The 23,064-nt window shown below is 40.3% G+C and carries 18 protein-coding genes; 5 read left to right on the top strand and 13 right to left on the bottom strand.

What is annotated here, in order from left to right; genetic code table 11:
• Positions 1-119: 119 nt before the first annotated feature.
• Entirely contained in the window at positions 120-1,190 is a 1,071-nt protein-coding gene (locus tag QMA08_RS18860) for a YeiH family protein (RefSeq protein WP_290175222.1), read from the top strand.
• A 29-nt stretch (positions 1,191-1,219) separates the two neighbouring features.
• Here QMA08_RS18860 and QMA08_RS18855 read toward each other — a convergent pair whose 3' ends face one another.
• The gene (locus tag QMA08_RS18855; RefSeq protein ID WP_290175221.1) at positions 1,220-2,527 is read right to left on the bottom strand and encodes a DASH family cryptochrome; all 1,308 of its coding nucleotides are present in this window, start codon (positions 2,525-2,527) and stop codon (positions 1,220-1,222) included.
• 118 nt (positions 2,528-2,645) lie between these two features.
• Positions 2,646-4,373, bottom strand: a complete 1,728-nt coding sequence (locus QMA08_RS18850) for a DUF885 domain-containing protein (protein ID WP_290175220.1) — start codon at positions 4,371-4,373, stop codon at positions 2,646-2,648.
• A 227-nt stretch (positions 4,374-4,600) separates the two neighbouring features.
• On the opposite strand from QMA08_RS18850, the gene QMA08_RS18845 reads away from it, so the two are divergent.
• Both QMA08_RS18845 and QMA08_RS18840 read left to right on the top strand, forming a co-directional pair.
• Entirely contained in the window at positions 4,601-5,188 is a 588-nt protein-coding gene (locus QMA08_RS18845; RefSeq protein WP_138490219.1) for a DUF4202 domain-containing protein, read from the top strand.
• A gap of 41 nt (positions 5,189-5,229) precedes the next feature.
• Positions 5,230-5,733, top strand: a complete 504-nt coding sequence (locus tag QMA08_RS18840) for a zf-TFIIB domain-containing protein (protein WP_182673018.1) — start codon at positions 5,230-5,232, stop codon at positions 5,731-5,733.
• A 60-nt stretch (positions 5,734-5,793) separates the two neighbouring features.
• Here QMA08_RS18840 and der read toward each other — a convergent pair whose 3' ends face one another.
• The 9 genes from der to ndk all read right to left on the bottom strand — a co-directional run bounded on the left by der (position 5,794) and on the right by ndk (position 16,287).
• A complete protein-coding gene (der, locus tag QMA08_RS18835; RefSeq protein ID WP_024597862.1) occupies positions 5,794-7,260 on the bottom strand; it encodes a ribosome biogenesis GTPase Der in 1,467 nt (488 codons plus the stop codon).
• Between the two features lie 93 nt (positions 7,261-7,353).
• Positions 7,354-8,532, bottom strand: coding sequence for an outer membrane protein assembly factor BamB (gene bamB / locus QMA08_RS18830; protein WP_290175219.1), 1,179 nt, complete (start codon positions 8,530-8,532; stop codon positions 7,354-7,356).
• 10 nt (positions 8,533-8,542) lie between these two features.
• The gene (locus tag QMA08_RS18825; protein WP_002961300.1) at positions 8,543-9,163 is read right to left on the bottom strand and encodes a tetratricopeptide repeat protein; all 621 of its coding nucleotides are present in this window, start codon (positions 9,161-9,163) and stop codon (positions 8,543-8,545) included.
• A 19-nt stretch (positions 9,164-9,182) separates the two neighbouring features.
• Positions 9,183-10,463: a histidine--tRNA ligase gene (gene hisS, locus QMA08_RS18820; RefSeq protein ID WP_008168943.1), complete on the bottom strand. Its 1,281-nt coding sequence runs from the start codon at positions 10,461-10,463 to the stop codon at positions 9,183-9,185.
• A gap of 136 nt (positions 10,464-10,599) precedes the next feature.
• The gene (gene ispG / locus QMA08_RS18815) at positions 10,600-11,718 is read right to left on the bottom strand and encodes a flavodoxin-dependent (E)-4-hydroxy-3-methylbut-2-enyl-diphosphate synthase (protein ID WP_002961295.1); all 1,119 of its coding nucleotides are present in this window, start codon (positions 11,716-11,718) and stop codon (positions 10,600-10,602) included.
• Between the two features lie 5 nt (positions 11,719-11,723).
• Positions 11,724-12,590 (bottom strand): RodZ domain-containing protein, encoded by an 867-nt coding sequence (locus QMA08_RS18810; protein ID WP_290175218.1) that lies wholly within the window; start codon positions 12,588-12,590, stop codon positions 11,724-11,726.
• Positions 12,587-14,428, bottom strand: a complete 1,842-nt coding sequence (pilW, locus tag QMA08_RS18805) for a type IV pilus biogenesis/stability protein PilW (RefSeq protein ID WP_290175217.1) — start codon at positions 14,426-14,428, stop codon at positions 12,587-12,589. Before pilW ends, QMA08_RS18810 begins: the two co-directional genes overlap by 4 nt.
• Before the next feature lie 126 nt (positions 14,429-14,554).
• A complete protein-coding gene (locus tag QMA08_RS18800; protein ID WP_002961289.1) occupies positions 14,555-15,685 on the bottom strand; it encodes a bifunctional tRNA (adenosine(37)-C2)-methyltransferase TrmG/ribosomal RNA large subunit methyltransferase RlmN in 1,131 nt (376 codons plus the stop codon).
• A gap of 170 nt (positions 15,686-15,855) precedes the next feature.
• Complete coding sequence (ndk, locus tag QMA08_RS18795; protein WP_002961288.1) at positions 15,856-16,287, bottom strand: nucleoside-diphosphate kinase; 432 nt, start codon at positions 16,285-16,287, stop codon at positions 15,856-15,858.
• Between the two features lie 275 nt (positions 16,288-16,562).
• On the opposite strand from ndk, the gene yegQ reads away from it, so the two are divergent.
• Complete coding sequence (gene yegQ, locus QMA08_RS18790) at positions 16,563-17,948, top strand: tRNA 5-hydroxyuridine modification protein YegQ (RefSeq protein WP_290175216.1); 1,386 nt, start codon at positions 16,563-16,565, stop codon at positions 17,946-17,948.
• A 224-nt stretch (positions 17,949-18,172) separates the two neighbouring features.
• A complete protein-coding gene (locus QMA08_RS18785; protein ID WP_002961284.1) occupies positions 18,173-19,045 on the top strand; it encodes an EamA family transporter in 873 nt (290 codons plus the stop codon).
• Between the two features lie 34 nt (positions 19,046-19,079).
• Here the strand turns inward: QMA08_RS18785 and QMA08_RS18780 are convergent, their stop codons facing one another.
• Both QMA08_RS18780 and QMA08_RS18775 read right to left on the bottom strand, forming a co-directional pair.
• The gene (locus QMA08_RS18780; protein WP_290175215.1) at positions 19,080-19,973 is read right to left on the bottom strand and encodes a LysR family transcriptional regulator; all 894 of its coding nucleotides are present in this window, start codon (positions 19,971-19,973) and stop codon (positions 19,080-19,082) included.
• A gap of 359 nt (positions 19,974-20,332) precedes the next feature.
• A complete protein-coding gene (locus QMA08_RS18775; protein WP_272452224.1) occupies positions 20,333-23,056 on the bottom strand; it encodes a TonB-dependent receptor in 2,724 nt (907 codons plus the stop codon).
• Positions 23,057-23,064: the final 8 nt, after the last annotated feature.

The following is a 23,064-nucleotide window of genomic DNA, read 5'->3' as shown; positions in this document are numbered from 1 at the left end:
TGTCTCTCAAATTACATAACTTTAAGTTATCAAATCATGATTTTAATGTATTGGAGTTATATTTTGCGCTTTCTTAAAATGAAGTCAACAGTTTAACGTTGTTCAATTGAGAGAATATTATGCTTAGCGCTATTAAAAATTTGGGTATTAATACTAAGCAATACGGCGATGCGCGCTGGTGGCTAGGTATGCTGCTGGTGGTTGTTTTGGCGGGGGCATCTGTTGCATTAAGTAAGTTACCCATAATGCAAAGTGCGCAATTTAGCTCTTTAACTATTGGTATAGTGCTTGGCATTATTGTGGGTAACAGTGTGTTTTCGCGTATTGCTACGCAAACCGATATAGGTGTTGATTACGCTAAAAGTATATTGCTTAAAGCGGGGGTTGTGTTGTTTGGGTTTAGAATTACCTTTGCGCAAGTAGCGGGCGTAGGCTGGGAAGGCTTATTAACCGATGTTGTAATGCTGTTAGGAACATTTATTTTGGCAGTGCAGCTAGGTAAGCGCGTATTTAAGCTTGATGAACAAACAACCATATTAATTGGCGCGGGTAGTTCTATTTGTGGTGCCGCTGCGGTTATGGCAACTGAGCCTGTAATAAAAGCGCAGGCGCATAAAGTATCGGTAGCGGTGGCAACGGTGGTGGTGTTTGGCACGTTAAGCATGTTCGCCTACCCAATTATGTTTGATTACATGGGGCTGAGTGAACACGCTTACGGTATTTTTGTAGGCTCAACTATTCATGAAGTAGCGCAAGTGGTTGCAGCGGGAACAGCAGTAAGCGCCAATGCTGCAGATACCGCCGTTATAGAAAAAATGCTAAGGGTGATGATGCTTGCGCCATTTTTAGTGGGCTTATCGTTTTGGCAAAGTAAAAAGCATGCTAAAACAAACAATAACGTGCATGGCGGCAAGCAAAAAGCGGGTATTACAATCCCTTGGTTTGCTGTGTTATTTATTGTGGCAAGTGGTGTGCATTCACTCTCTATTATTCCTCAAGTGGCTACAAGCGCAGTTGTTTGGTTTGATAATATATTACTCACCATTGCCATGGTCGCACTTGGGCTGCGCACACATGTTGGCGCTATTCGCCAAGCCGGTATAAAACCGCTGTTATTAGCAGGCTGTTTATTTTTGTTTTTAACCTTGGGTGGTTACGCTATTAATATAGGCATTGCTGAGCTGTTTTAAACGTTACTTTGTAAAAGTTGATTGGCGGCTTAAATTGGCCAATCAACTTCGTTTAAGTTATCGAGTTGTGTACTTGCATTTTTATTACCTTGCCATTTATTAGTGTAAACAGCGTGCGGGTCAAACTGTAACGTTTGTTTTTCAATATTAAAGTGCCTACCACCACGCGGATCTACGCCTACACCCGCTATATATTGCCAATTACCCCAATTAGTGGCTACATCGTAATCAATCAGTTGCTGTTCAAAATAAGCTGCCCCATAGCGCCAATCAAGGCCAAGCTCGTTCACTAAGCAGCTTGCTGCAATTTGCCTTGCTCTATTTGATATATAACCCGTAGCATTAAGCTCATTCATAATGGCATTGACTAATGGGTAGGGTGAAGCGCCATTACACCATGCAGCAAATCGGTTTGGTATAAATGTAGTAAGGGGTTTGGTTTGCTTTTGGCCTTTAAAATTAAACAGGCTTTTACCTGCCTTAAGTGCATGCCATTTAAAATATTCTCGCCATAGCAATTCAAATTTAATCCAGTAGGTAGACTCGTTTGTTATTTGGTTATATTCGTACGCCTCAACTGCTTTATAAACTTGCCGCGCACTTACACACCCAAAAGCAAGCCAGGTACTAAATTTTGTGGTGTTATTAAAGCCATCAAGCTCGTTTCGAGTTATTTTATAAGTACTTGGCAGCAAGCCTGAAAAGTATTGCTCTAAGTGTATTTGCGCACTTTTAAACCCGCCATGCATTACACCATTATTTGCTATACGTTCTAAAGGTTTTTTAGCGCACAAGGTTATTGGTTGAGGGAGCAAACCGTTTGGTAATGTTGAAAGTGAAATGGGGCTAGTGGCGGCCTCTACCTTTTTACGAAACGGGGTAAAGTGTTTAGGTAATTCGCTTAAATCAAAGAGGAGGTCACTTTGCTTAAAGAGCGTGTCTTGCTGCGACCCTGTAAACTGTACATTGGGGCAATGTGCTTTGAGTAAGTTTATTTGGCGTTGCTCGTACAGGCCAAATTGCTCGCTGTATACAACTTTATCTATATTTTGCTCATTAATACGCGCTTTCAAAAGCGATACAGGTTCGCCTTCAAGCACATGCAGGGTTTGCCCGCGCTCAATAAGTGCTTGTTGTAGTTCGTACAAGCTTTGCATTAAAAACTGCTGTTTGTGCACGCCATATGGCTTTTGTTGATAGTTATTATTTTTAAACCAGTGCGGGTTTATAACAAATACAATATCAAGCGCGCATTGCTCAGTAGCAAGTTCGCTTAAAATAGGGTTGTCGGTTAGACGTAAATCGTTTTGTAGCCAATATAAAATGCGTTTGCTCATAGGTTTGCTCAGGTTTTTGTAATCATTAACTTTACGAAGCAAAAGCGGGTAGGGATTAGTTTTGAGGTGTTTAAGAGAGTTTTAAAAAGGGGGCGGTAAAGACCGCCTCCTTTAATGTTTAAATAGCCGATTTTTGTTTTGCTATCCAATCGTTTATTACGTCTTCAAGTACTTCCATAGGGAGTGAACCTTGGCCAATAACTGTGTCGTGAAAGCTGCGTATGTCAAATTTAGCGCCTAGTTCTTTTTCGGCTTTTGCGCGCAGTTCGCGTATTTTTATTTCGCCCATTTTGTACGAAAGCGCTTGGCCTGGCCATGATATATAACGATCTATTTGATCCTCCACCGCACTTTGTGGCAAAGCAGTGTGGCTTGCTAGGTAATCGATTGCTTTTTGGCGGCTCCAACCAAAGGCATGAATACCGGTATCAACAACAAGTCTCACTGCTCGCCACATTTCGTAACCTAAACGGCCAAAATCGCTGTAAGGGCTTTGATAAAAACCCGCTTCTTTACCTAAGCGTTCGGTGTAAAGTGCCCAACCTTCGCCAAATGCAGAGTGACTAAGTGTGCGTCTAAATTCGGGTACATTTAACTCCATAGCAATAGCGTTTTGTAAATGATGCCCTGGTATTGCCTCATGTAAGCTAAGTGCTTCTAAATTATACAAAGGCTGTAGTTTAGGTGTTGAGGCTAAAAAATAAGTGCCGGGGGAACGGTTATCAGCAGGTGGCATATAAAACGCGCCGCGACTCGCTGAGCCTTTAATAGTAAAGGTATTACGCGGTAAATGATTAAAGTAGGTTGGTAACTTGCCATACATTTTTTGCGTTATAAAAGCGGTTTTTTCTAGCAGGTCTTGCGCGTCTGTTGCGTAAAATTGCTCATCGGTCGCTAAAAATTCTAAAAAATCGCTGTATGTGCCATCAAAACCTACTTCATCAATAATGTTTTGCATTTGCGTTTTTATACGCGCCACTTCTTTTAAGCCAAGCTCATGTATTTGCTTTGGTGTGGCATTGGTTGTGGTGTAATAATTAACTGCATATTTGTAATACTCAAGCCCGCCTTTAATGCTTGCAATACCCGGCTGGGCTCTACAGTTAGGCATGTAATCGTTTTCAAAAAAGTCGTAAAAATGCTGATAAGCAGGGACTACTTTTGAGCTGATTAAGGCCTTTGCTTTATTTTGGTATGTGGCTTTTTGCTCTGCTGTAAACGTGTTTGGTATACGTGTAAAGGGCTCGTAAAGGGCACTGTTTTCAGGTTGTTTAACAATATACGCGCTAATGCTTTGGCTGTAATTTTCAAAGGTTTTGCAGTAATGAGTAAAGCCTGTTTTTATACCCTCTTTCATTAAATCAATATTTTGCTGATTAAAGCGCGGGTAGTCGGCAAGGCTGATTAAAAATGCGTTGTAATCGTCGGGTGTTAAAAATGCCATATTAGCGGGGGCTTCGGCAAAATAAGTATGCCAGCCACTTAAAAAATTAACCGGAAAATACTTATCTTGATAAAGGTAGCTTTGCTGCTCGGTTTCTCGCTCATATTTAAATAAGCGGTAGTTCATTAGCTGCTCGTTGTTGAGCGTTTTTGGGTCAATGCTGGCTAAGCTTTTTAGCACGCTGTTGTTATAAGCTTGGCGCTTTGCAATGGCTTGCTCGCTCCAATTTGGCAAAGTACCGTTTGGCTTCCAGCCGTCTGGGTCGGTACGAAAAAATATTTTTTCAGCTTTGGCGTTTTGCCAGTGGTTATCAATAATGGTTTTTAATTCAGTGTTACTGTCGGCTAAGCTTGGTAGCGATACAACCGCTAAGCATATAGCTAGAATACTTTTTTTAAACATAGTCATCCGTTATTGGCGAGTTTGTTATTATTTATCGCGCTTTTTTATTTTAATTTGTGCTCAATATAGTACCAAGTTAACTTAATCAATGCGCTTACTTTTATAGCTTGTAACTCTTGGTTTTACTTTTTGATTGAACAAATTTCACTGCGTAACTGATTGGCGTACTAGTTTATTGTTTTATCAGCGTTTAGAATGATTAAAACTTATTATAAAAAATGACCGTCATGTTTAATAAAGTAATTACCTTAATTGATGAAGCAAATAACCAAGACCCTAATACTGAGCAGCACAATGGACAAAGCTTTCCAAAAGAAAGTTTATACGCCTTGCGCATGAGCGAAATGTTAACTCGTTTTAAACCAGATGCCGATGAACTCATGCAAATTGCAGTGCGTGCACAGCATATTCAGCGCTGGAAGTCGCCACGTAGTGATTTTGAAATGAACAAACAGGGCTATCATCAGTGGCGCAGTGCACTTTATATATTTCATGCTAGCAGCGTGGTTGCGCTCATGAAGCAAGCTGGTTACAGCGAGGCTGAGCAAAACCGAGTGTACGATGCGGTCGCTAAAAAAAATATTAAACGTAACCCAGACAGCCAATTAGTAGAAGATGTAGCAAGCCTTGTATTTATTGAGCATTATATGCTTGGGTTTGCCAATGCAAAACCAGATTACAATGAAGAAAAATGGATTGGTATTATTCGCCGTACATGGCAAAAAATGTCAGATGAAGCCCATGAGTTTGTACTTGCAGGTAATATTACATTGCCGGGGCCGCTTGTTGGGCTTATTCATAAAGCACTTGAGTAAAGTAGTGTAAGTTAAGTATTAAAATAAAAAGGATTTTTAGAATGTTATGCCCACGTACAAATACCTCTCTTGAACCTTTACTTGTTGGCGGCATTACTGTTTTTACGTCAGCGCAAGGCGGCGTATTTTTTGATAACAGCCAAATTTTTAAATTTAGCTCGCCAGAGCTAAAGCATGGTCAGGTATTACTTAAGTATTTGAGTAATTATACAGAAGGTGAGGGCGAAGTCTCATCGCGAGTAAATTGCCCTAAATGCCCAAGTATTGTGATGATGCGCCGGTATTTTTCGCCGCTCAAAGTGGTTGAAATAGACGAATGCCCAGGTTGTGCAGGCATATGGCTTGATAGCGGCGAGCTGGCAAAAATACACGAAAACCATTTAACCCCCCGAGAGCGTAAGCTGTTAGCCCACGAAATGGCGACCAATCATGGGTTTATAACTATTAAGCCTCCAAAATCAAAGTATTACCCCAAAGCGCCTAAAAATGTTCAAGACACCACAGTTGAACGGCTGGTGCAATTAGCATTACTTAATTTTCAGTAATAAAAAACGGCGTACTAAAAAGTACGCCGTTTTTTTGTAATAGATTAACGCTTATGCAGTTTATTTATTACGGTTTTCTTTTGCAAATGCACGTATTTTACGTTTTTGCGAAAGCGTTACTTTGTTAGTACGCCCTGCAAATGGGTTATCACCTTCTCTAAATTCAATTTTGATTGGGGTGCCCATAATTTTAAGTGCTTTACGGTAATAGTTCATCAGGTAGCGTTTGTAGCTATCTGGTAAATCGTGAACTTGGTTACCATGAATTACAATACGTGGCGGGTTATAACCACCGGCATGCGCATATTTAAGCTTAACACGACGACCACGAACAAGTGGCGGCTGGTGATCGGCTTGAGCCATATCCATAATACGGCGAAGCATTGCGGTGCTAATACGCTTAGTTGCTGACTCGTACGCTTCATCAACCGATTCAAATAAATGACCAACACCTGTACCATGAAGTGCAGATATAAAGTGTAAGCGTGCAAAGTCAATAAAGCCTAAACGGCGATCAAGCTCTGTTTTAATACGATCTTTAACGTAGTCGTCAAGGCCATCCCATTTATTAACGGCAATAACCAGCGAACGACCTGAGTTAAGCGCAAAACCTAATAAGCTTAAGTCTTGATCAGAAATACCATCGCGCGCATCCACAACAAGTAAAACCACGTTACAATCTTCGATTGCTTGTAATGTTTTAATTACTGAGAACTTTTCAACTACGTCACTTACTTTTTTACGCTTACGAACACCTGCGGTGTCAATTAACACATACTCTTTGTCGTTACGCGTCATTGGAATATAAATAGAATCGCGCGTTGTACCTGGCATATCATATACAATTACACGATCTTCACCCAATATACGGTTTGTAAGTGTTGACTTACCAACGTTAGGGCGACCAATAATAGCAAGCTTTACAGGTTTGTCTGCAAACGCTTGATGATCGGTATCATCACCTTCGCCTTCTTCGTAAAGGTCGATTAATTCTTCGTCATCACCTGTTACTTCTTCATCTTGAGCAGCTAGTTCAGCAATAAGCGGCTGAAGTGTTTGTTCAAGTAATAGGGTAATACCACGGCCATGTGCAGCTGCAATGTGATGTATTTCACCTAATGATAATTGGTAAAATTCAGCACAGTTTGAATCTGCATCAATGCCGTCGGTTTTATTGGCAACAACAAAGCACTTTTTCTCTTGTTTACGTAAGTGATTAGCAATGGCTTGGTCAGCTACGGTCATACCTACACGAGCATCTACTAAAAACAGAACAATGTCGGCTTCTTCAATGGCTAGCAGAGATTGATCTGCCATTTCGATTTCGATGCCTTCTTCTGAGCCATCAATACCGCCCGTGTCTACCACGATAAATTCATAGCCATCGTAACTAGCTTGGCCATATTTTCTATCTCGTGTTAAACCTGGAAAATCGGCTACGAGTGCATCACGAGTACGTGTTAAACGGTTAAATAATGTGGACTTGCCCACATTGGGTCGCCCAACTAGAGCGATCACGGGAAGCATAAACTACCTCTTTAAAAAACAACAAAAGGCTTCGCAGTGCGAAGCCTTACAAAAAACAATTAACTATTAGCAGGTTATACTAATAGCAGTCAGTTAGTTTGGTATTTTTACCATACTAACTTCACCATCACGGGTGTATAAAATTAGCTTATCGTCGGCAACAACTGGCTCAACAAAAAAGCCTGAGCTGTCAAAGTCTTCGCGAGATACTAGCTCGCCAGTTTCTTTATTTAGCCAATGTAGGTTACCTTCTTGGTCGCCTAAAGCTAAGTGGCTACCTGCAACTGCAGGGCCTGTTAGGTACCAACCACGTAGAGCGGGTTGGCTCCAACGTTCAATACCTGAATTTTTATCTAATGCGTAAATAACACCATCGCTATCTACTAAATAAATTGTTTGTGCATCCATCGCAATTTCGCGATAGCTGCTGTACTCACGTTTCCACACTACGTTGCCAGAGCGAATATCTACAGCAGCTAAGTTGCCGTTGTAAGCTATAGCGTAAGCATATGCACCGCTAATAAGTGGTTGAGTGTCTACGTCAACTAGGCGTTCAAATTCTGATGCGCCTTTAGCAACCGCAATTTCTGCGCTCCATGCTGAGTAACCACTGTCTGAAATTAAAACGCTTAGCTTGCCTGTTTCAAGGCCTACTAATACACCACCGTTAGCAACAGTTGGCGAGCTTTGTCCGCGTAATGTTAGTGGTGGAACTTCTTGTTCAAAACTCCAACGTTCTTCGCCTGTATCTGGGTGAAGGGCTAACAATTTACCAGAGCCTAAATTTACAAATATTAAGCCATCGCCTGCTGTTGGTTTAGACAGTGATTCGCCTGGTACATTCTTACGCCAAACTTCTTCACCGGTTTCGCGATCTAGGGCAATAATAAAGCCGTGTTCAGAACCTATATAAATTTTACCATAGGCTTGCAAAATACCACCTGATAATTTTGCATTACCGTTGTCAGCCCATGGCCAAAACGATAAATCTTGGCGTACATCGGTTTCCCACTTGGTATCGCCGTTAGTAAGCGAAAGCGCTTCTACTTGGCCTTCGCGGCTAGCAACATATACAGTATCTTTGTAAACAGCTGGTGTTAAACGAGAAAAGTAATGCTCTACGCCATCACCTACAGATTCTTGCCAAACAACGTCAGTTTCAAATTGGTTTACAATTTCAGGAAGTACTAGTTCATCTTCATCATCACTTGATGAACAACCCATCAGTGTTGCCATACATAGGGCAAGGGCTGCTGTTGTAAATTTTTTCATGCCTAAAACCTTATGCCGCTGGGCTAGTTACTGCTAGGTCATCTAACTTAATTTGTAATAGTGGGTTACTTGTTAATCCACCCGCATCTATTGCTGCTTGGTATGCAGTACGTGCTTGATCTTTGTTACCTTGCTGTGTGTAAATGTCGCCTTTAAGCTCGGCAACGTTTGCATTGAATGCTTCAGGTAATGGTGCATTTAATGTAGTTAATGCATCGTCATAGTTAGTTTGTGCAATTTGAATTCGCGCTAAACGTGTAATCGCAATTGCTTTTAATTCTGTATTTTCAGTATTAGACACTATCCAGCTTAGCTTTTCGCTTGCTACATCTAATTTTTTTGCTTCTACAGCGTCTTTTGCAGCAACAAATGCAGCAAGTGTTGCGTAGTTTGTATCTTTATTTTCGCTAATAAACGCATCAGCTGAAGATAATACATCATCACTTTCAACAAGCGCTGTATATGAATCTGATGCTTTTTCAGCGGTAGTAATTTGGTTTTGGTTATATGCTTTCCAGCCATATAAGCCACCAAGGCCAACAAGTATGCCTAGTGCAAGTGAAATGCCGTTTTCACGGAAAAAGCGTTTAATGGCTTCTGCTTGTTGTTCTTCTGTTGAATAAATATCCATTCTTACCTCTAATGTTCGCTTAGCCGTTAATAAGCTCAGCTAATAGCGCTTTAGCTTGTTCTAATTCTAATGTGACTTGTTCTTTACGCTCGCGTAAATACTTGATGGTCACAACGCCTTTTTCTAATTCATCTTCACCAATAATCACTGCAACAAGTGCATCGCTTTTATCAGCACGTTTTAATTGTTTTTTAAAGTTGCCGCCGCCCGCATGCACCATAACGCGTAAACCCGGTACGTCTTTACGTAGTTGCGCTGCAATTGCAGGAGCTTGAATGCTTGCTTTGTCGCCCATTGCTGCTAAATATACATCAGCATTACGACGAATGTCACCTACACACTCAAGCGCTTGTAGTAATAACACTAAGCGCTCTAGACCCATTGCAAAACCAACTGCTGGCGTTGCTTTGCCGCCAAGCTGTTCAACTAAGCCGTCGTAACGACCACCAGCACATACTGTGCCTTGTGCGCCTAAGCTGTCGGTTACCCATTCAAATACGGTACGGTTGTAGTAGTCTAAACCACGTACTAACTTTTCATTAACCGTATATGAGACGCCAGCAGCGTCTAAACGTTCACATAAATTTTCAAAATGTTCTTTTGATTCAGCGTCTAAGTTTTCAGACAATTTAGGCGCATCAGTTAAAATTGCTTGTACGTCTGGGTTTTTGCTATCAAGTACGCGTAATGGGTTTGAATACATACGACGTTTTGAGTCTTCATCAAGCACATCAATGTGTTGCTCAAGGTAGGCTACTAACGCATCACGGTAATCTGCACGCGCTTCGTTAGAGCCTAAAGAATTTAGCTCTAAACGAACGTGGTCAGTAATACCAAAGGCTTCCCATAGTTGCGCTGTTAATAAAATAACTTCTGCGTCTATGTCGGCTGTGGCAATACCAAATGTTTCTAAACCAAATTGGTGAAACTGACGGTAACGACCTTTTTGCGGACGTTCGTGACGAAACATTGGACCCATGTACCAAAGGCGTTGTTCTTGGTTATATAGTAAGCCATTTTGGTTGCCAGCACGTACGCATACTGCGGTGCCTTCTGGGCGAAGTGTTAATAAGTCGCCATTGCGATCGGCAAAGGTGTACATTTCTTTTTCTACTATATCGGTAACTTCACCAATAGAGCGTTTAAATAAGTCGGTTGATTCTACAATAGGAAAACGAATTTCTTGATAACCGAACGATGCTACTGTCTCGCGTAAAATGCTTTCTACTTTCTGCCAAACTTGTGTATCGCCCGGCAGACAATCGTTCATACCGCGAACTGCCTGAATTTGTTTTGCCACTGATAAATCCTAAATGCTGTTTATGTGTAATAAAAAATGCTTACACAACAAGAATGCTAAAAATTGACCTGACATTATAGCGTTTTGGTCATAAAGGTAAACGCCAAACACCGCTGTTTGGCGCTTTATACGGTATTTATTCGACTATTTTAATATCGATAGGTGTTTGCTGCTCTTTTTGAGCAATAAAGTCGCGCACGTAGCCTTCGAGCTGGTCAACAATATTGTTGTTGTCAATACGTGCTTTTTGGCGCTCACCATTAATGTATAAACCTGAGCGACGGTTTGCACCGGCAAGGCCAATATCACTAACAAGTGCTTCACCTGGGCCGTTTACAACACAGCCAATTACCGAAACCGATACAGGCTCAATAATATCTTCAAGGCGCTCTTCAAGCTGGTTCATGGTGCTTACTACATCAAATTCTTGACGAGAACAGCTTGGGCAGGCAATAAAGTTAATTCCGCGCGAACGTATGCGCAGCGATTTTAAAATATCAAAACCTACTTTAATTTCTTGAACAGGGTCAGCTGCAAGCGACACTCGCAGTGTATCGCCAATACCTTCGGCAAGTAGCATACCTAAACCTACTGCAGATTTAACCGAGCCAGATCGCATGCCGCCCGCTTCGGTAATACCTAAATGCAGTGGTTGGTCTATTTCTTTAGCGAGTAAGCGATAGGCGCCTACCGCTAAAAATACGTCTGATGCTTTTACCGATATTTTAAATTGGTCAAAATCAAGGCGGCGTAATATATCTACATGGCGCATTGCTGATTCTAATAAGGCTTCAGGTGTAGGCTCGCCGTATTTTTCTTGTAAGTCGCGCTCAAGTGAGCCGCCATTTACACCAATACGAATAGGAATGTTATGCTCGCGAGCCGAATCGACCACAGCTCTTATACGCTCTTCACTACCTATATTACCTGGGTTTATGCGCAGACAATCTACGCCGTACTTTGCCACTTTTAAGGCTATACGGTAATCAAAGTGAATATCGGCTACTAGCGGAATAGTCACTTGTTCTTTAATACTTTTAAACGCTTCAGCTGCGTCCATAGTCGGGACTGATACACGCACTATGTCGGCACCTGCATCTTGTATTGCCTGAATTTGTGCAACGGTTGCATCAACATCCATGGTGTCGGTGTTGGTCATTGATTGCACAGCAATAGGGGCGCCGTCACCAATAGGGACGTTACCTACATTGATACGGGTGGATTTTCTGCGTTTAATTGGGGATTCTGAAAACATAGCGACTACTCTGCTAGTGGTAATGTAAATTTGGCTAAACGGTTTTTAGGAAATGCAGAAACATCTACAGGTTCGCCGTTTAAAGTAATGTCTACAGCGTCATGCTTACCAAGCACAACTGAAAAAGGAGGCGTTCCGCTTACGGTCATAATGTAGCCTGCTTTTTTAACGCCGAATGCTATTTTTTCGCCTTCGCCATCGTAAATTTCAACCCAACTTTCGCCGTTAAAGTTCATAACAATTGTACTGCTAGCATCTTCTTGGCTTTCGTTGTTAGATGCAATAGGAGCCGTTTCTGTAACGGCTTCTGAGCTTGTTGATGTTTCAAGCGTATCTTTTGATTCTAATAGTGATTCGTCGTTAATTTCAGCTTGTTGCTGTTGCTGTAAAATACTGGGTTGAGCTGCTTGTCGTTCACTCATTATTGAGTTGGCAACGTTTATTTTACTGGTTTGCTCTTCAATGGGGGTGGCGTTTTGCCAAAACCATAAAGCAGATGAGCCAATAACAATCGCTAAAATTAAATAACTAAAAAACATTAAACGGCTGTCGCTTGCTTCTTTTTCTGTTCGGCGCGAAAAGCTTTGCATATTAGCGGGCTTGGTCGGCTCTGGTGGAGCCGGCATCATTGCTAATATAGGTGCGCTATCGACTTTTAATTCACGGCAATAATTTTTTATATAGCCTTTAACAAAAGTGATAGGGCCTAGTAACGCAAATTCATCATTTTCAAGGCGTTTAATTTGAAGTTCAGACAGCTTTAACGGTGCAGCGATAGTTGCGATGCTAACGTTTGCTTGCTCTCTATGATTTTTTAGTATTTGGCCTACAGTTGGCTGTTCGCTCTGTGTTTGCGTATTTTCTTCATTCATAATGTGTATGAGTCTGGATCCACTAGTAAAAGTCTGTGCCCTGGTTTTAATGCTATATCAGGACTTAATTTATTCCATCGCATTAATTCATCAATTAATACATGCCGCTGGGTAGCTATATCGTAAAGGGAATCACCAGCTTTAATTTCGTAATAAATATTAGGATCGTTTAGGTATATTTTACTTCCATTCATTACCCGATCCGACTCTTTTAAACCATTCCATTGCAGGAGTTTTTGTAGTTTAACATTGTATCGCACCGAAATGCTAAATAGGTTTTCGCCAACAGCAATTACATGAAATGGCACGCGTAAAGGCGATACTTTAGGATTAAGCATTGGAAGCTCAGTTTTTTGCACTGTTTCGTAGCTTTTAAATTCAATATCAGCATTATTTTGATAGTTGCTGTTTTCAAAAACGGTTGTATTTTTAGTCGCTTCGTAGAATACCACGTCACTACTGTTTTTTTGATTCGTAACTGCAGGTGCAGAATTACTGTAGTTACTAGTTTGCTGCGAATTAAACTGGCCTGTTTTAGGTGCGCCAAACGAGATTATTGTTACCTCGTCATCGGCTTTAGCCGGTTGTTTTGTCGCTATAACTTCTTTTTTAGGTTCTAAAACGGGCTGTGCTTTTTTTTCAGGCGCTGCTACTATAGAATCTGCAGAGTCGTGCTCAGTAGTAAGTGCAAGCATAACAGCCGATGTATCGGTAGGATTGCTTGGCGCGACGACTTTAGGAGCTTCTTCTTTTTGGGTCGTTACTTGTTTTGCTATTACGGTTGCTTCGTCGGCTTGCGTACTGAGCGTATTTGGCAATGCTTGAGCTTGCTCTTCTCTTGCTATAACTGGATTTACATCTTGGTTATTTGCTGTTGCGAGATTTTTATCTGTCTTTTGCTCGTTGTTTGTTACCAAGCTTGTTGAACCGTCCTCTGGCGAACGTTTCTTTCTAATAACTTTTATTTTTGGTTTTGAACTAACGTGTGTGCCGCTTGCGTCATTTTTTAGTTCTTTTAACTGCGCTTTACGGTATTTTTCTCGCAGTATTTCAAACTCATTAAAGCGTGTTCTTTTCTCTTTTAACGCATAGGCTTCGTTGCTGGTAGAGTAAGTTTGCAAAATAGTGTTGGAAATTTTTTCAGCTTCTTCAATTCTGCCCATTCGGTTTTTTACAAGATAGCTAAGCATTAATGCGCGAGAAGATACTCGGCCCGAACTTTCATAGCGTTTTAAAAGTTCACTGGCTTTGTACAAGTCACTTTTAGCGTAATACAGTGCGGCTAAGCTAATTAATGTAGATGTTCGCTGAGAGCTGTGATTAAGTGCCTGTTGAAAGTAGCTTTCTGCATTTTCAAAATCATCAAATTCAATAGCACACAAGGCTAAATTTTCGTAGCTTTCGGCAACGCGAATATAACTTGGTACTTCAATAGCTTTTAAAAATTGATCAGTTGCACGATCGTATTCATCAATACCACATAAAAACACACCGTAGTTATTGAGGGTGTTAGGATCGTCTGGCTTGATTTCAAGTGCTTTTTGGTAGGCTTTATCTGCTAGCGGGTTTTCGCCCACTTGTTGGTAGTAATAAGCAAGAGAGTAATGTACTTCAGGTAGGTCAGGAGCAAATGCTGCTGCACGTTCTAAATTGTATTTGGCTTGAGAATTATTACCCGTTTTTAAATACTGTAGGGCTAAAGCAATTCTTGTTCGTGCTGCGCCAGTATTATTAACTTTATTTTCGACGACGGGTTTATTACTGCCGTTATAACTACTTTCGCTCACACAGCCACTTAGGGCAAGTGTTGATAGTGTTATAGCAAGTATAGATCGCATTACCTTATCTCTTTATTTTTAGTCCATGTCGCCTATCTTACCTAAAAGCTTTACTCTTGCATCATTTATTTAAAAATAAACAACTTAACAGCCTTATATGGCTTATTCATATAAGGCTGTTACAGATTATGCTTGGTGGATATTAACGGCAATCGCGTTATCGTCACGGATTTTCTTTTTAGCTAAGCGTTTAGTACGGTCAACTACGTCACCGACTAACTGACCGCAAGCTGCGTCAATATCATCACCGCGAGTACGGCGCACAATACAGGTTACACCTGCAGCTTGTAGTACTTTTGAAAAGCGGTCGATACGGCTATTACTTGAGCGTGTGTACTCATTACCCGGGAACGGGTTAAACGGAATAAGGTTTACCTTAGACGGTGTGCCTTTTAACGTTTGTACTAATGCATGCGCTTGGTCAGTGCTGTCGTTAATGCCATTAAGCATAACGTATTCAACAGTTACGTCTTTATTAGCTTTTGAACCGTCGATATAACGACGACACGCCGCTAAAAACTCTTCAATAGGGTACTTTTTATTAACGGGCACTAAAATATCACGCAGTGCGTTATCTGGTGCGTGAAGAGATATAGCCAGTGCTACGTCAATTTTTTCTTTTAGTAAATCAAGAGCTGGTACAACGCCTGAAGTACTTAATGTTACGCGGCGCTTAGATAAACCAAAGCCCCAATCGTCCATCATTAGTTCCATTGCTGGCACTACGTTTTTAAGATTAAGTAAAGGCTCGCCCATACCCATCATTACAACATTAGTCACTGGGCGCTTTTCGCTATGACCATCAAGGCCTATATCTTTAGCTACACGCCAAACTTGGCCAATAATTTCAGATACTTTTAAGTTACGGTTAAAGCCTTGTTGAGCAGTAGAACAAAAAGTACATTCAAGCGCACAACCCACTTGTGATGATACACATAACGTAGCGCGCTCTTTTTCAGGGATCCAAACAGCTTCTACTTCTTGGCCGCCTTCAAGAATAAGCGCGTACTTAATAGTGCCGTCGCTTGCTTGTTGGCGAACTGTTATTTCTGGCGCTACAATTTCGCACTCAGCTTTAAGCTTTTCTTTAAGCTTTTTATTTACGTTAGTCATTTCGTCGAAGTTATCTACGCCAAAATGATAAATCCATTTCATCACCTGGTCACTACGAAACGGCTTTTCACCGAACGATGCAAATAGCTCGCGCATTGCATCTCGGTTTAAATCTAATAAGTTAATCTTTTTTTGCTCGGTCATGAAACAACCTCAATCGGTGACGGTGGAGATAAAAATTTACGAGGACGAATTGTACACAATTCACTCACTTTAATCATTAAGTAAAATATCAAAAAATGCACTTATGGATACTTTGCGTAATGACTAAAAAAGGGCCCGAAAGCCCTTTTCATTTTGTTAACGAATTCGAATTAACGAGTACGTGAACAAAGCTCTTCGTCAGCGAAGAAGTACGCGATTTCGCGAGCAGCAGATTCAACAGCATCAGAACCGTGAACAGCGTTTTCGTCGATGCTATCAGCGTAGTCTGCACGTAAAGTGCCAGCTAGTGCTTCAGCAGGGTTAGTAGCACCCATGATTTCACGGTTTTTAAGAACAGCGTTTTCGCCTTCAAGAACTGTAACCATTACTGGACCAGATGTCATGAAAGATACTAAAGCGCCAAAGAAAGGACGTTCGCTATGTTCTGCGTAGAAACCTTCAGCTTTCTCTTGTGAAAGGTGAACCATTTTAGCTGCAACGATTTTAAGGCCAGCAGTTTCGAAACGGTTGTAGATAGCGCCAATGTGGTTTTTAGCAACTGCATCAGGTTTTACGATTGAGAAAGTACGCTCTAAAGCCATCTTTATGCTCCAATAATTTTAAGTAAAAGTGTGAATATTAACGGGCGCGAATTATACGCGTTTTAAGTGAAAAATCCTAATTTTATTAAAAACCAGTTTGATTGCTGTTTTATGATCTCGATCAAATTTAAATTATTAGCCATATTTATACTGCTGCGCTTGTGTTTATGTATTTTTCAATAACACCAATTTCACTGGATTAATGCTTAATTTTTCAATCAAATTGGTAAAACTCATGCAACTGGTTTAAACCCAGTTCGATGTATGGAGCGCACATGTTACCCGTTATTTCTTCAATGCCTTTTATTCCTGAATTATTATGCCCCGCAGGCAGTTTAAAAAACATGCGCTACGCGTATGCTTATGGCGCAGATGCGGTTTATGCGGGGCAGCCTCGTTATAGTTTGCGTGTGCGCAATAATGAATTTGACTTAGACACGCTGCAAATTGGTATTAGTGAAGCGCATGCGCAAAATAAAAAGTTTTATGTGGTGTCTAATATTGCGCCGCATAACGCGAAAGTAAAATCGTATTTACGTGATATAGAGCCAGTTATTGCGATGCAGCCCGATGCGCTGATTATGTCAGACCCTGGTTTAATTATGCTTGTTCGTGAAAAATGGCCTGCGATGCCAATCCACTTATCAGTACAGGCAAATGCGGTAAATTACGCGAGTGTACAATTTTGGGCAAAGCAGGGCATTGAGCGGGTTATTTTATCAAGGGAGCTGTCGCTCGAGGAAATAGCCGAAATACGCACACTCTGCCCAGACACCGAACTTGAAGTATTTGTACATGGCGCACTGTGTATGGCGTACTCAGGGCGTTGTTTGCTCTCCGGTTACATAAATAAGCGCGATCCAAATCAAGGCACATGTACTAATGCATGTCGCTGGGATTACGATGTAAAACCTGGTGTTGAGAACGAAAATGGCGAAATGGTACATAAAATTGACCCCAAGCAGGTGATTCCTACACTGGGTGAAGGCGCGCCAAGCAACGATGTATTTATTCTAGAGGAACAAGGTCGCCCTGGTGAGTATATGCCTGCGTTTGAGGATGAACACGGCACGTATATTATGAATTCCAAAGATTTACGCGCTGTGCAATACGTAGAGCAGTTAACAAAAATGGGTGTACATAGTTTAAAAATAGAAGGGCGTACTAAGTCATTTTATTATGTGGCGCGCACTGCACAAGTTTATCGTAAAGCAATAGATGATGCGGCTTCGGGTAAACCATTTGATACTAGCTTATTTAAAACATTAGAAAACTTGGCGCATCGTGGTTATACCGAAGGCTTTTTAAAACGCCATGCCCACCAAGATTATCAAAACTATGAATACGGTCACTCTGTATCAACTAAGCAGCAATTTGTGGGTGAAGTACTTGGGCGATGTGAAAATGGATTAGTTGAAATAGACGTTAAAAATAAATTTTGTACTGGTCACTCTTTAGAGCTTATGACACCACAAGGCAACATTACTTTTACGCTTGAATATATGGAAAACAAAAGAGGCGAAAGTATTAGCGATGCTAAAGGTTCTGGTCACATTGTAAAAATCCCGCTAGATAAGGGCATTAACTTAGATCACGCTATTTTAATGCGTAATCTAGACGCGCACCAAGATACCCGTAATCCGTTCAAAAAGGTCAGTTAGGGTCCACTCTAATAACTGCTCAAAGCTATTTTATTAAATAGAGTGACGCTGAGCAGTTATATCTTCATCTGCTATTTTTTAGATACCATTTATGGAATTTATCTTATCATTAATGCTTATTTATAAAATTTTAAAAGCGAATATAATGGATATTCGTACTTAACACGTGTTGTTAAATCGCTCCTCACTTTTACCCCATTACTTTTTAAAGGAATCATTTTTGTATGTGGATAATTTTTGCATTACTCGCAACCGTTTTTTTTGGTGCTCGAGGAGTGTTGTATCAATGGACGTCGCAGAAAAAGATTAACCGTAACTTACTATTATTCGGTGTATTTTTTGTAGGATTTGTTATTAGTGCGCTAGGTACAGTGGTATTTGAACATACATGGTATGGCTGGGCAGACATTACGGTTGGGCTAGCGTTAGGTTTTGGCTCTTTTGCTGCTAATGGTTTGTTGCATAAGGGGTTTTCGGTTGGTAAAGCGTCTTTAATTAGTATTTTATCGGGATTGACGCCTTTGTTTGTCCTTTTATTTGCTTTTTTATTGTGGCAGGAGACCTTAACAACAATTCAATTAATTGGCTTTTTCATTATTTTTGGTGGCCTTTATATCATTCGTTATTCAAGCGATATTTCGTTGAACAACCTACAAGGTGCGCAATGGGGATTACTCGCTGCACTTGCCTTTGCATTTAATGATTTAATGGGTAAGCAATCAACACTTCTTGAGGCCGATACGTTTGCAACGCTAACGTCTATGTTTGGTTTTGGTAGTTTTCTTTTTGCTGTTAGTTGGTTAGTAAAGCGTAAAAAAATGCTAGCAGAGCAAGGCACTTCTCAAGGGTATTGGTCTGCGAGTAAAACATTTTCATGCGGGTTACTGATTGGATTAACAAACGTGGCAGGTATGGTGGCAATAATATCGGCTTTTGCAATTGGTAATACAGGGCTCGTTTCGGCAATTTCAGGGATGAACATTTTAATTATTTTATTGTACTCACGCATCATCCTAAAAGAGTCTTTTACACGCCAAGAAGTGATAGGATTAGCAACAGCATTTTTAGGTGTAATTGTACTTAGGCTTAGTTTTTAAACGTTTAAAGCTTTCTTTTTAAAAGCATACATTGCTACTTTTCGTTGAAGTGTTGCAATGTATGCTCTATTAATAGTCGTACCCGATAAGGTACTTGTTTTCTGTCGCGATAAAGCATAGAAAATGGCTGCCCTTTGCTTTGCCAGTCAGGAAGAATACGTTTAAGCTTTGTGGCTTCAATAAGAGGCAATGCTATATAATCAGGAATGTAGCTAATGCCCACACCAGACTCAACGGCTTGTTTCATCATTTGAATTTCATCAACTTCTAACCGGACATGCGTGTTTGGATTAAAACTGTATTCTTCATTCGTTTGCTGATTTTTTAACTGCCACGGAACTAACCCAACGCACGTAATTTTTGGGTGTTCTTCTAATTGCTCAGGATGAGTGATGGGATGATGAGCATAATTTTGGTGAGCACACAGCAGGTTATGAGTAAGCTTAAGTTCTCTAATAACCCAATTATCGATGGCTGGGTTTCTCACTCTAAACGCTATATCAATTCCTTCTTTTTCAATATCAATAAGGTTATTGGAAAAGCGTAAATCTAATTGAATATCGGGATATTGCAGTAAAAATTCACAAAAAATAGCACTTAAAAAGTGTTTACCTATGTAAATGGGTGCAGAGATCCTAATTTTTCCTTTAGGTTGGTCTTTCTCATCACAAAGTGCTTGCTCAATACACTCTACTTCGTCAAATAACTTGCGGTAGCGGTCGTAATATAATTCGCCAGTATGCGTAAGTGTTACCCGATGAGCATCTCGATTTAGTAACGTTAATTGCAGAGCTTGCTCTAATAAACGTATTCTACGGCTTAAAGTTGATAGTGACATACCAAGGTTTATGGATGCTTTTTTAAAGCTACCTAGTTTTACTATGGTGCAAAAGTAACGTAAATCATCAAGAGAATAACTAGCTGCCATTAGAACTACTTTATTATTTAGGAGGTAGACAATATTAACAGCGGCACTTTAAAATTTCATTAGAGATTAAGGGGTAAGAACTGAAGTTAGGCAATAAAATTTTATATAACTTTGATTTCATAACTCTGCAATAAAGGCACTGGTAAACAACGTAACTCTATCTGTTCAGCTAAATAAATTAAAAGTAGTTTTAAGTCATATTTGCTAAAGCGATTGAAAATAGACTTAAAATAGTGATTTACATCGAGTGCTTTATATAAATTCGCTTAATTAAGTGAATTTATACGTCGTCTTTTTTTGATGAATCCCTAAAGAATAATGAGAGGCTCTACACAAAAGTAGAGCCTCATTTTTATAATTTAGAAGCGATAACTTGCACCTAAATAAACAGTACGGCCATTAACCGTCGTATTGTACAAACGATCATTGGAGTCTGAATACTGCTCTTCTCGTTCATTAGTCAAATTACTTGCTTCTATAGTGAGCTTTAGCTTTTCATTAACCTGATAAAATGCTGATGCATCTATGTATGTACTGGCATGAAAACCATTTTCGTCTTCATCGCCGTTACCCGCTTGTACCGATGCAATATAGTCACTTCTATAAGCTGCTGCAACGCGTGCGCCCCATGAATCAGAATCGTAATATACTGTAAAGTTACCCGAATGCTCTGACAGGCCAGGGAATGATTTATATTGATCAATACCTGAATTACCCACATTACGGTACAACGCTTCACCATCAGCAAATGTATAATTAGCAATAACACCTAAGTTATTAAACGGGGCAGGTAAAAAGTCTAGGTCACGTTGAAAAGCGAGTTCCCAGCCACTAATATCACTTTCATCTAAGTTTTGAGGCTGAATAACAGTAAAAACAGTATTTGCTGTTTGCGGATTACCGCTTTCGTCTACGTCGCCTAAAAAGCTAAGAGGATATCCGGTTTGGCTGTATGGGATATCATATGTTTCGGTGATAATGAAGTTATCGATAGATTTATGAAAGTAACTTACGGCCGCATACCCAATGTTTTCAAAATAGTACTCGACTGAAAAGTCGAAGTTAACTGATTCGTAGGGTTTAAGGTTTGGGTTTCCTGAGCTGATACTAAGGCCATTGGTTGATGTGGCATCATTTTGAACAACGCCTGTTGGCACTAATGCACCGAGCGAAGGGCGGGTGAGATTTTCGCCATAGCTTGCACGAAGTACTAAACTGTTATTACTATCCCAAACTAAATTTATAGCAGGCAAAAGTCCTGAGTAGGTGTTTTCAACATCAACTACTTCTCCATTTATTAAACCTACGGCGTTGGTTTTAGTATCGTAATGGCGTACACCAGCATTACCCATTAAATAACCTGAGCCCAATTCCCATTCAGCTTCGTATTGCAAATAAGCCCCAAAGGTTTTTTCTTGTACGTTATCGGTAAAATCAGGATTATCTAAATTAGGATCGATATTCATACTTGCTAGGGTGCCTAGTACATCGACACTTACCCATTGCTGTTTATTGTGCGCGGTATTTGTAAATGTCAGGCTTGGATCTACCGTGTCATCCAGTACGCCATTTTCCCAATCGCTGCGGTTAACGTTATCAGATTTAGTTTCACCGTTTTCACTTTCAAACTTTTTATTAGATACACCGAACTTTATATTTGAAGTATTGTTAAGCGTGTAATTAAAATCTAATTTTATAGAGTCAAATGTATTGGTGATTTCTTCTTCAGATATATCAATTTCGTGATAGCGGAATAAACTACTGTCAGTAGGATCAAACCCGTATGTATTTTCCCCATAATAAGCATCCTTGCGATAATCAATAGTTTCATCGCCAAATGTTTCTAGGTAAACTTTAACACTGCCTGTATTGAACTTGGTTTGTGAACGCCCGACTAAGGCGGTCATATTTAAATCTTCTGTAATTTGCCAATCGCTATTTAATACAAACTGACTAATTTGAGTATCAGCATATTGGCTACGACTTTCTGAATGAATAGCGGCGTCTTCGTATACCGAATAAATAGCGTCGTTATTTTCATTTATTTCAAGAGTTGTTAGCTTTGAGCATATTTGCTCGTTGTTATAAGCCGGTCCAGTACAACCAATAGCTGTTGAACTAGAACCTCTATTTTGTAAGTGGTATTCACTGCGGTCATTATTCAGTTCACCATATAGAGCGTCAAAACTAAATTCAAGGTTATTACTTGGGCGATACTGCAGGGCAAGTGTTGTCCCTAGGCGCTCTTGTTGGTTTTCAAATAACGAATAACGGCTACCACGTGAAAAGCTCACTTCTTCGTTGTTAATTTTGTCTTGTAACTCATCTGATAGCTCGGATATATCTGAGCCTGAAGCATTTTTTTTGCGCCAGCGATATGTATTGTAACCTTGCTCATTTACATCACGTTTGCTGTATGCAATTGAAAATAATGCGCCAAATTTATCATCCCAAGTATCTGAGATCAGAGCTGCAAAACGTGGACTAACATCATCAGTTTGTGAATTGTCACCAAGTTGACCTGATATTGCAGTATTAAACCCATCAAAATCAAATGGTTTTGCTGTATGAAGTCCAACAGTTCCACCTATACCACCTTCATCCATTTCGGCAGAGAAGGATTTTTTCACATCAACGCGCTGAAATAACTCAGAAGCAAATATGTTAAAATCAAAAGCGCGTGATCTGCTTACTGAGCCTCGGCTATCCATTGCCGAAGAAGACGTACCCAAAGCCTCCATACCGTTAAGTTGTACTTGTGTAAAGTTTGGTCCTAAACCTCGTAATGAAATTTGTCGGCCTTCGCCACCTTCTCGGGTAATCGCAATGCCAGGAACTCGTTGTAGTGAGTCAGCTAAGTTTAGATCCGGAAAATCAGCAATATCTTCAGCGACAATAGAGTCTTGTGCGCCCACAGCATTTCGTTTTAAATCTTTTGCTTTTAACAAACTGTTGCGATAACCCTGTACAACTATTTCTTCTACTTCTGTTTGAGCAGATTGTTCTGCATACACATAATTAGACGCGCCTAATGAGCTCATTATAGCCGTTGCCAAAAGCGTACGAGATGGTTTGTTCAACATAATGCTTC

The organism is Pseudoalteromonas sp. APC 3355 (assembly GCF_030407615.1).
Taxonomy (GTDB): Bacteria; Pseudomonadota; Gammaproteobacteria; order Enterobacterales; family Alteromonadaceae; genus Pseudoalteromonas; species Pseudoalteromonas distincta.
Note: the sequence above shows the minus strand (reverse complement) of the source record. Positions and strands in the feature narration are given on the sequence as shown.

What these genes read in the sequence shown, in the direction of transcription:
- QMA08_RS18850 (WP_290175220.1), bottom strand. Translation starts at nt 4,373, where the DNA reads ATGTTTAAAAAAAGTATTCTAGCTATATGCTTAGCGGTTGTATCGCTA.
- QMA08_RS18860 (WP_290175222.1), top strand. Translation starts at nt 120, where the DNA reads ATGCTTAGCGCTATTAAAAATTTGGGTATTAATACTAAGCAATACGGC.
- ispG (WP_002961295.1), bottom strand. Translation starts at nt 11,718, where the DNA reads ATGTTTTCAGAATCCCCAATTAAACGCAGAAAATCCACCCGTATCAAT.
- pilW (WP_290175217.1), bottom strand. Translation starts at nt 14,428, where the DNA reads ATGCGATCTATACTTGCTATAACACTATCAACACTTGCCCTAAGTGGC.
- QMA08_RS18855 (WP_290175221.1), bottom strand. Translation starts at nt 2,527, where the DNA reads ATGAGCAAACGCATTTTATATTGGCTACAAAACGATTTACGTCTAACC.
- ndk (WP_002961288.1), bottom strand. Translation starts at nt 16,287, where the DNA reads ATGGCTTTAGAGCGTACTTTCTCAATCGTAAAACCTGATGCAGTTGCT.
- bamB (WP_290175219.1), bottom strand. Translation starts at nt 8,532, where the DNA reads ATGAAAAAATTTACAACAGCAGCCCTTGCCCTATGTATGGCAACACTG.
- QMA08_RS18775 (WP_272452224.1), bottom strand. Translation starts at nt 23,056, where the DNA reads ATGTTGAACAAACCATCTCGTACGCTTTTGGCAACGGCTATAATGAGC.
- QMA08_RS18800 (WP_002961289.1), bottom strand. Translation starts at nt 15,685, where the DNA reads ATGACCGAGCAAAAAAAGATTAACTTATTAGATTTAAACCGAGATGCA.
- QMA08_RS18825 (WP_002961300.1), bottom strand. Translation starts at nt 9,163, where the DNA reads ATGGATATTTATTCAACAGAAGAACAACAAGCAGAAGCCATTAAACGC.
- QMA08_RS18785 (WP_002961284.1), top strand. Translation starts at nt 18,173, where the DNA reads ATGTGGATAATTTTTGCATTACTCGCAACCGTTTTTTTTGGTGCTCGA.
- yegQ (WP_290175216.1), top strand. Translation starts at nt 16,563, where the DNA reads ATGTTACCCGTTATTTCTTCAATGCCTTTTATTCCTGAATTATTATGC.
- QMA08_RS18780 (WP_290175215.1), bottom strand. Translation starts at nt 19,973, where the DNA reads ATGGCAGCTAGTTATTCTCTTGATGATTTACGTTACTTTTGCACCATA.
- QMA08_RS18840 (WP_182673018.1), top strand. Translation starts at nt 5,230, where the DNA reads ATGTTATGCCCACGTACAAATACCTCTCTTGAACCTTTACTTGTTGGC.
- QMA08_RS18845 (WP_138490219.1), top strand. Translation starts at nt 4,601, where the DNA reads ATGTTTAATAAAGTAATTACCTTAATTGATGAAGCAAATAACCAAGAC.
- der (WP_024597862.1), bottom strand. Translation starts at nt 7,260, where the DNA reads ATGCTTCCCGTGATCGCTCTAGTTGGGCGACCCAATGTGGGCAAGTCC.
- QMA08_RS18810 (WP_290175218.1), bottom strand. Translation starts at nt 12,590, where the DNA reads ATGAATGAAGAAAATACGCAAACACAGAGCGAACAGCCAACTGTAGGC.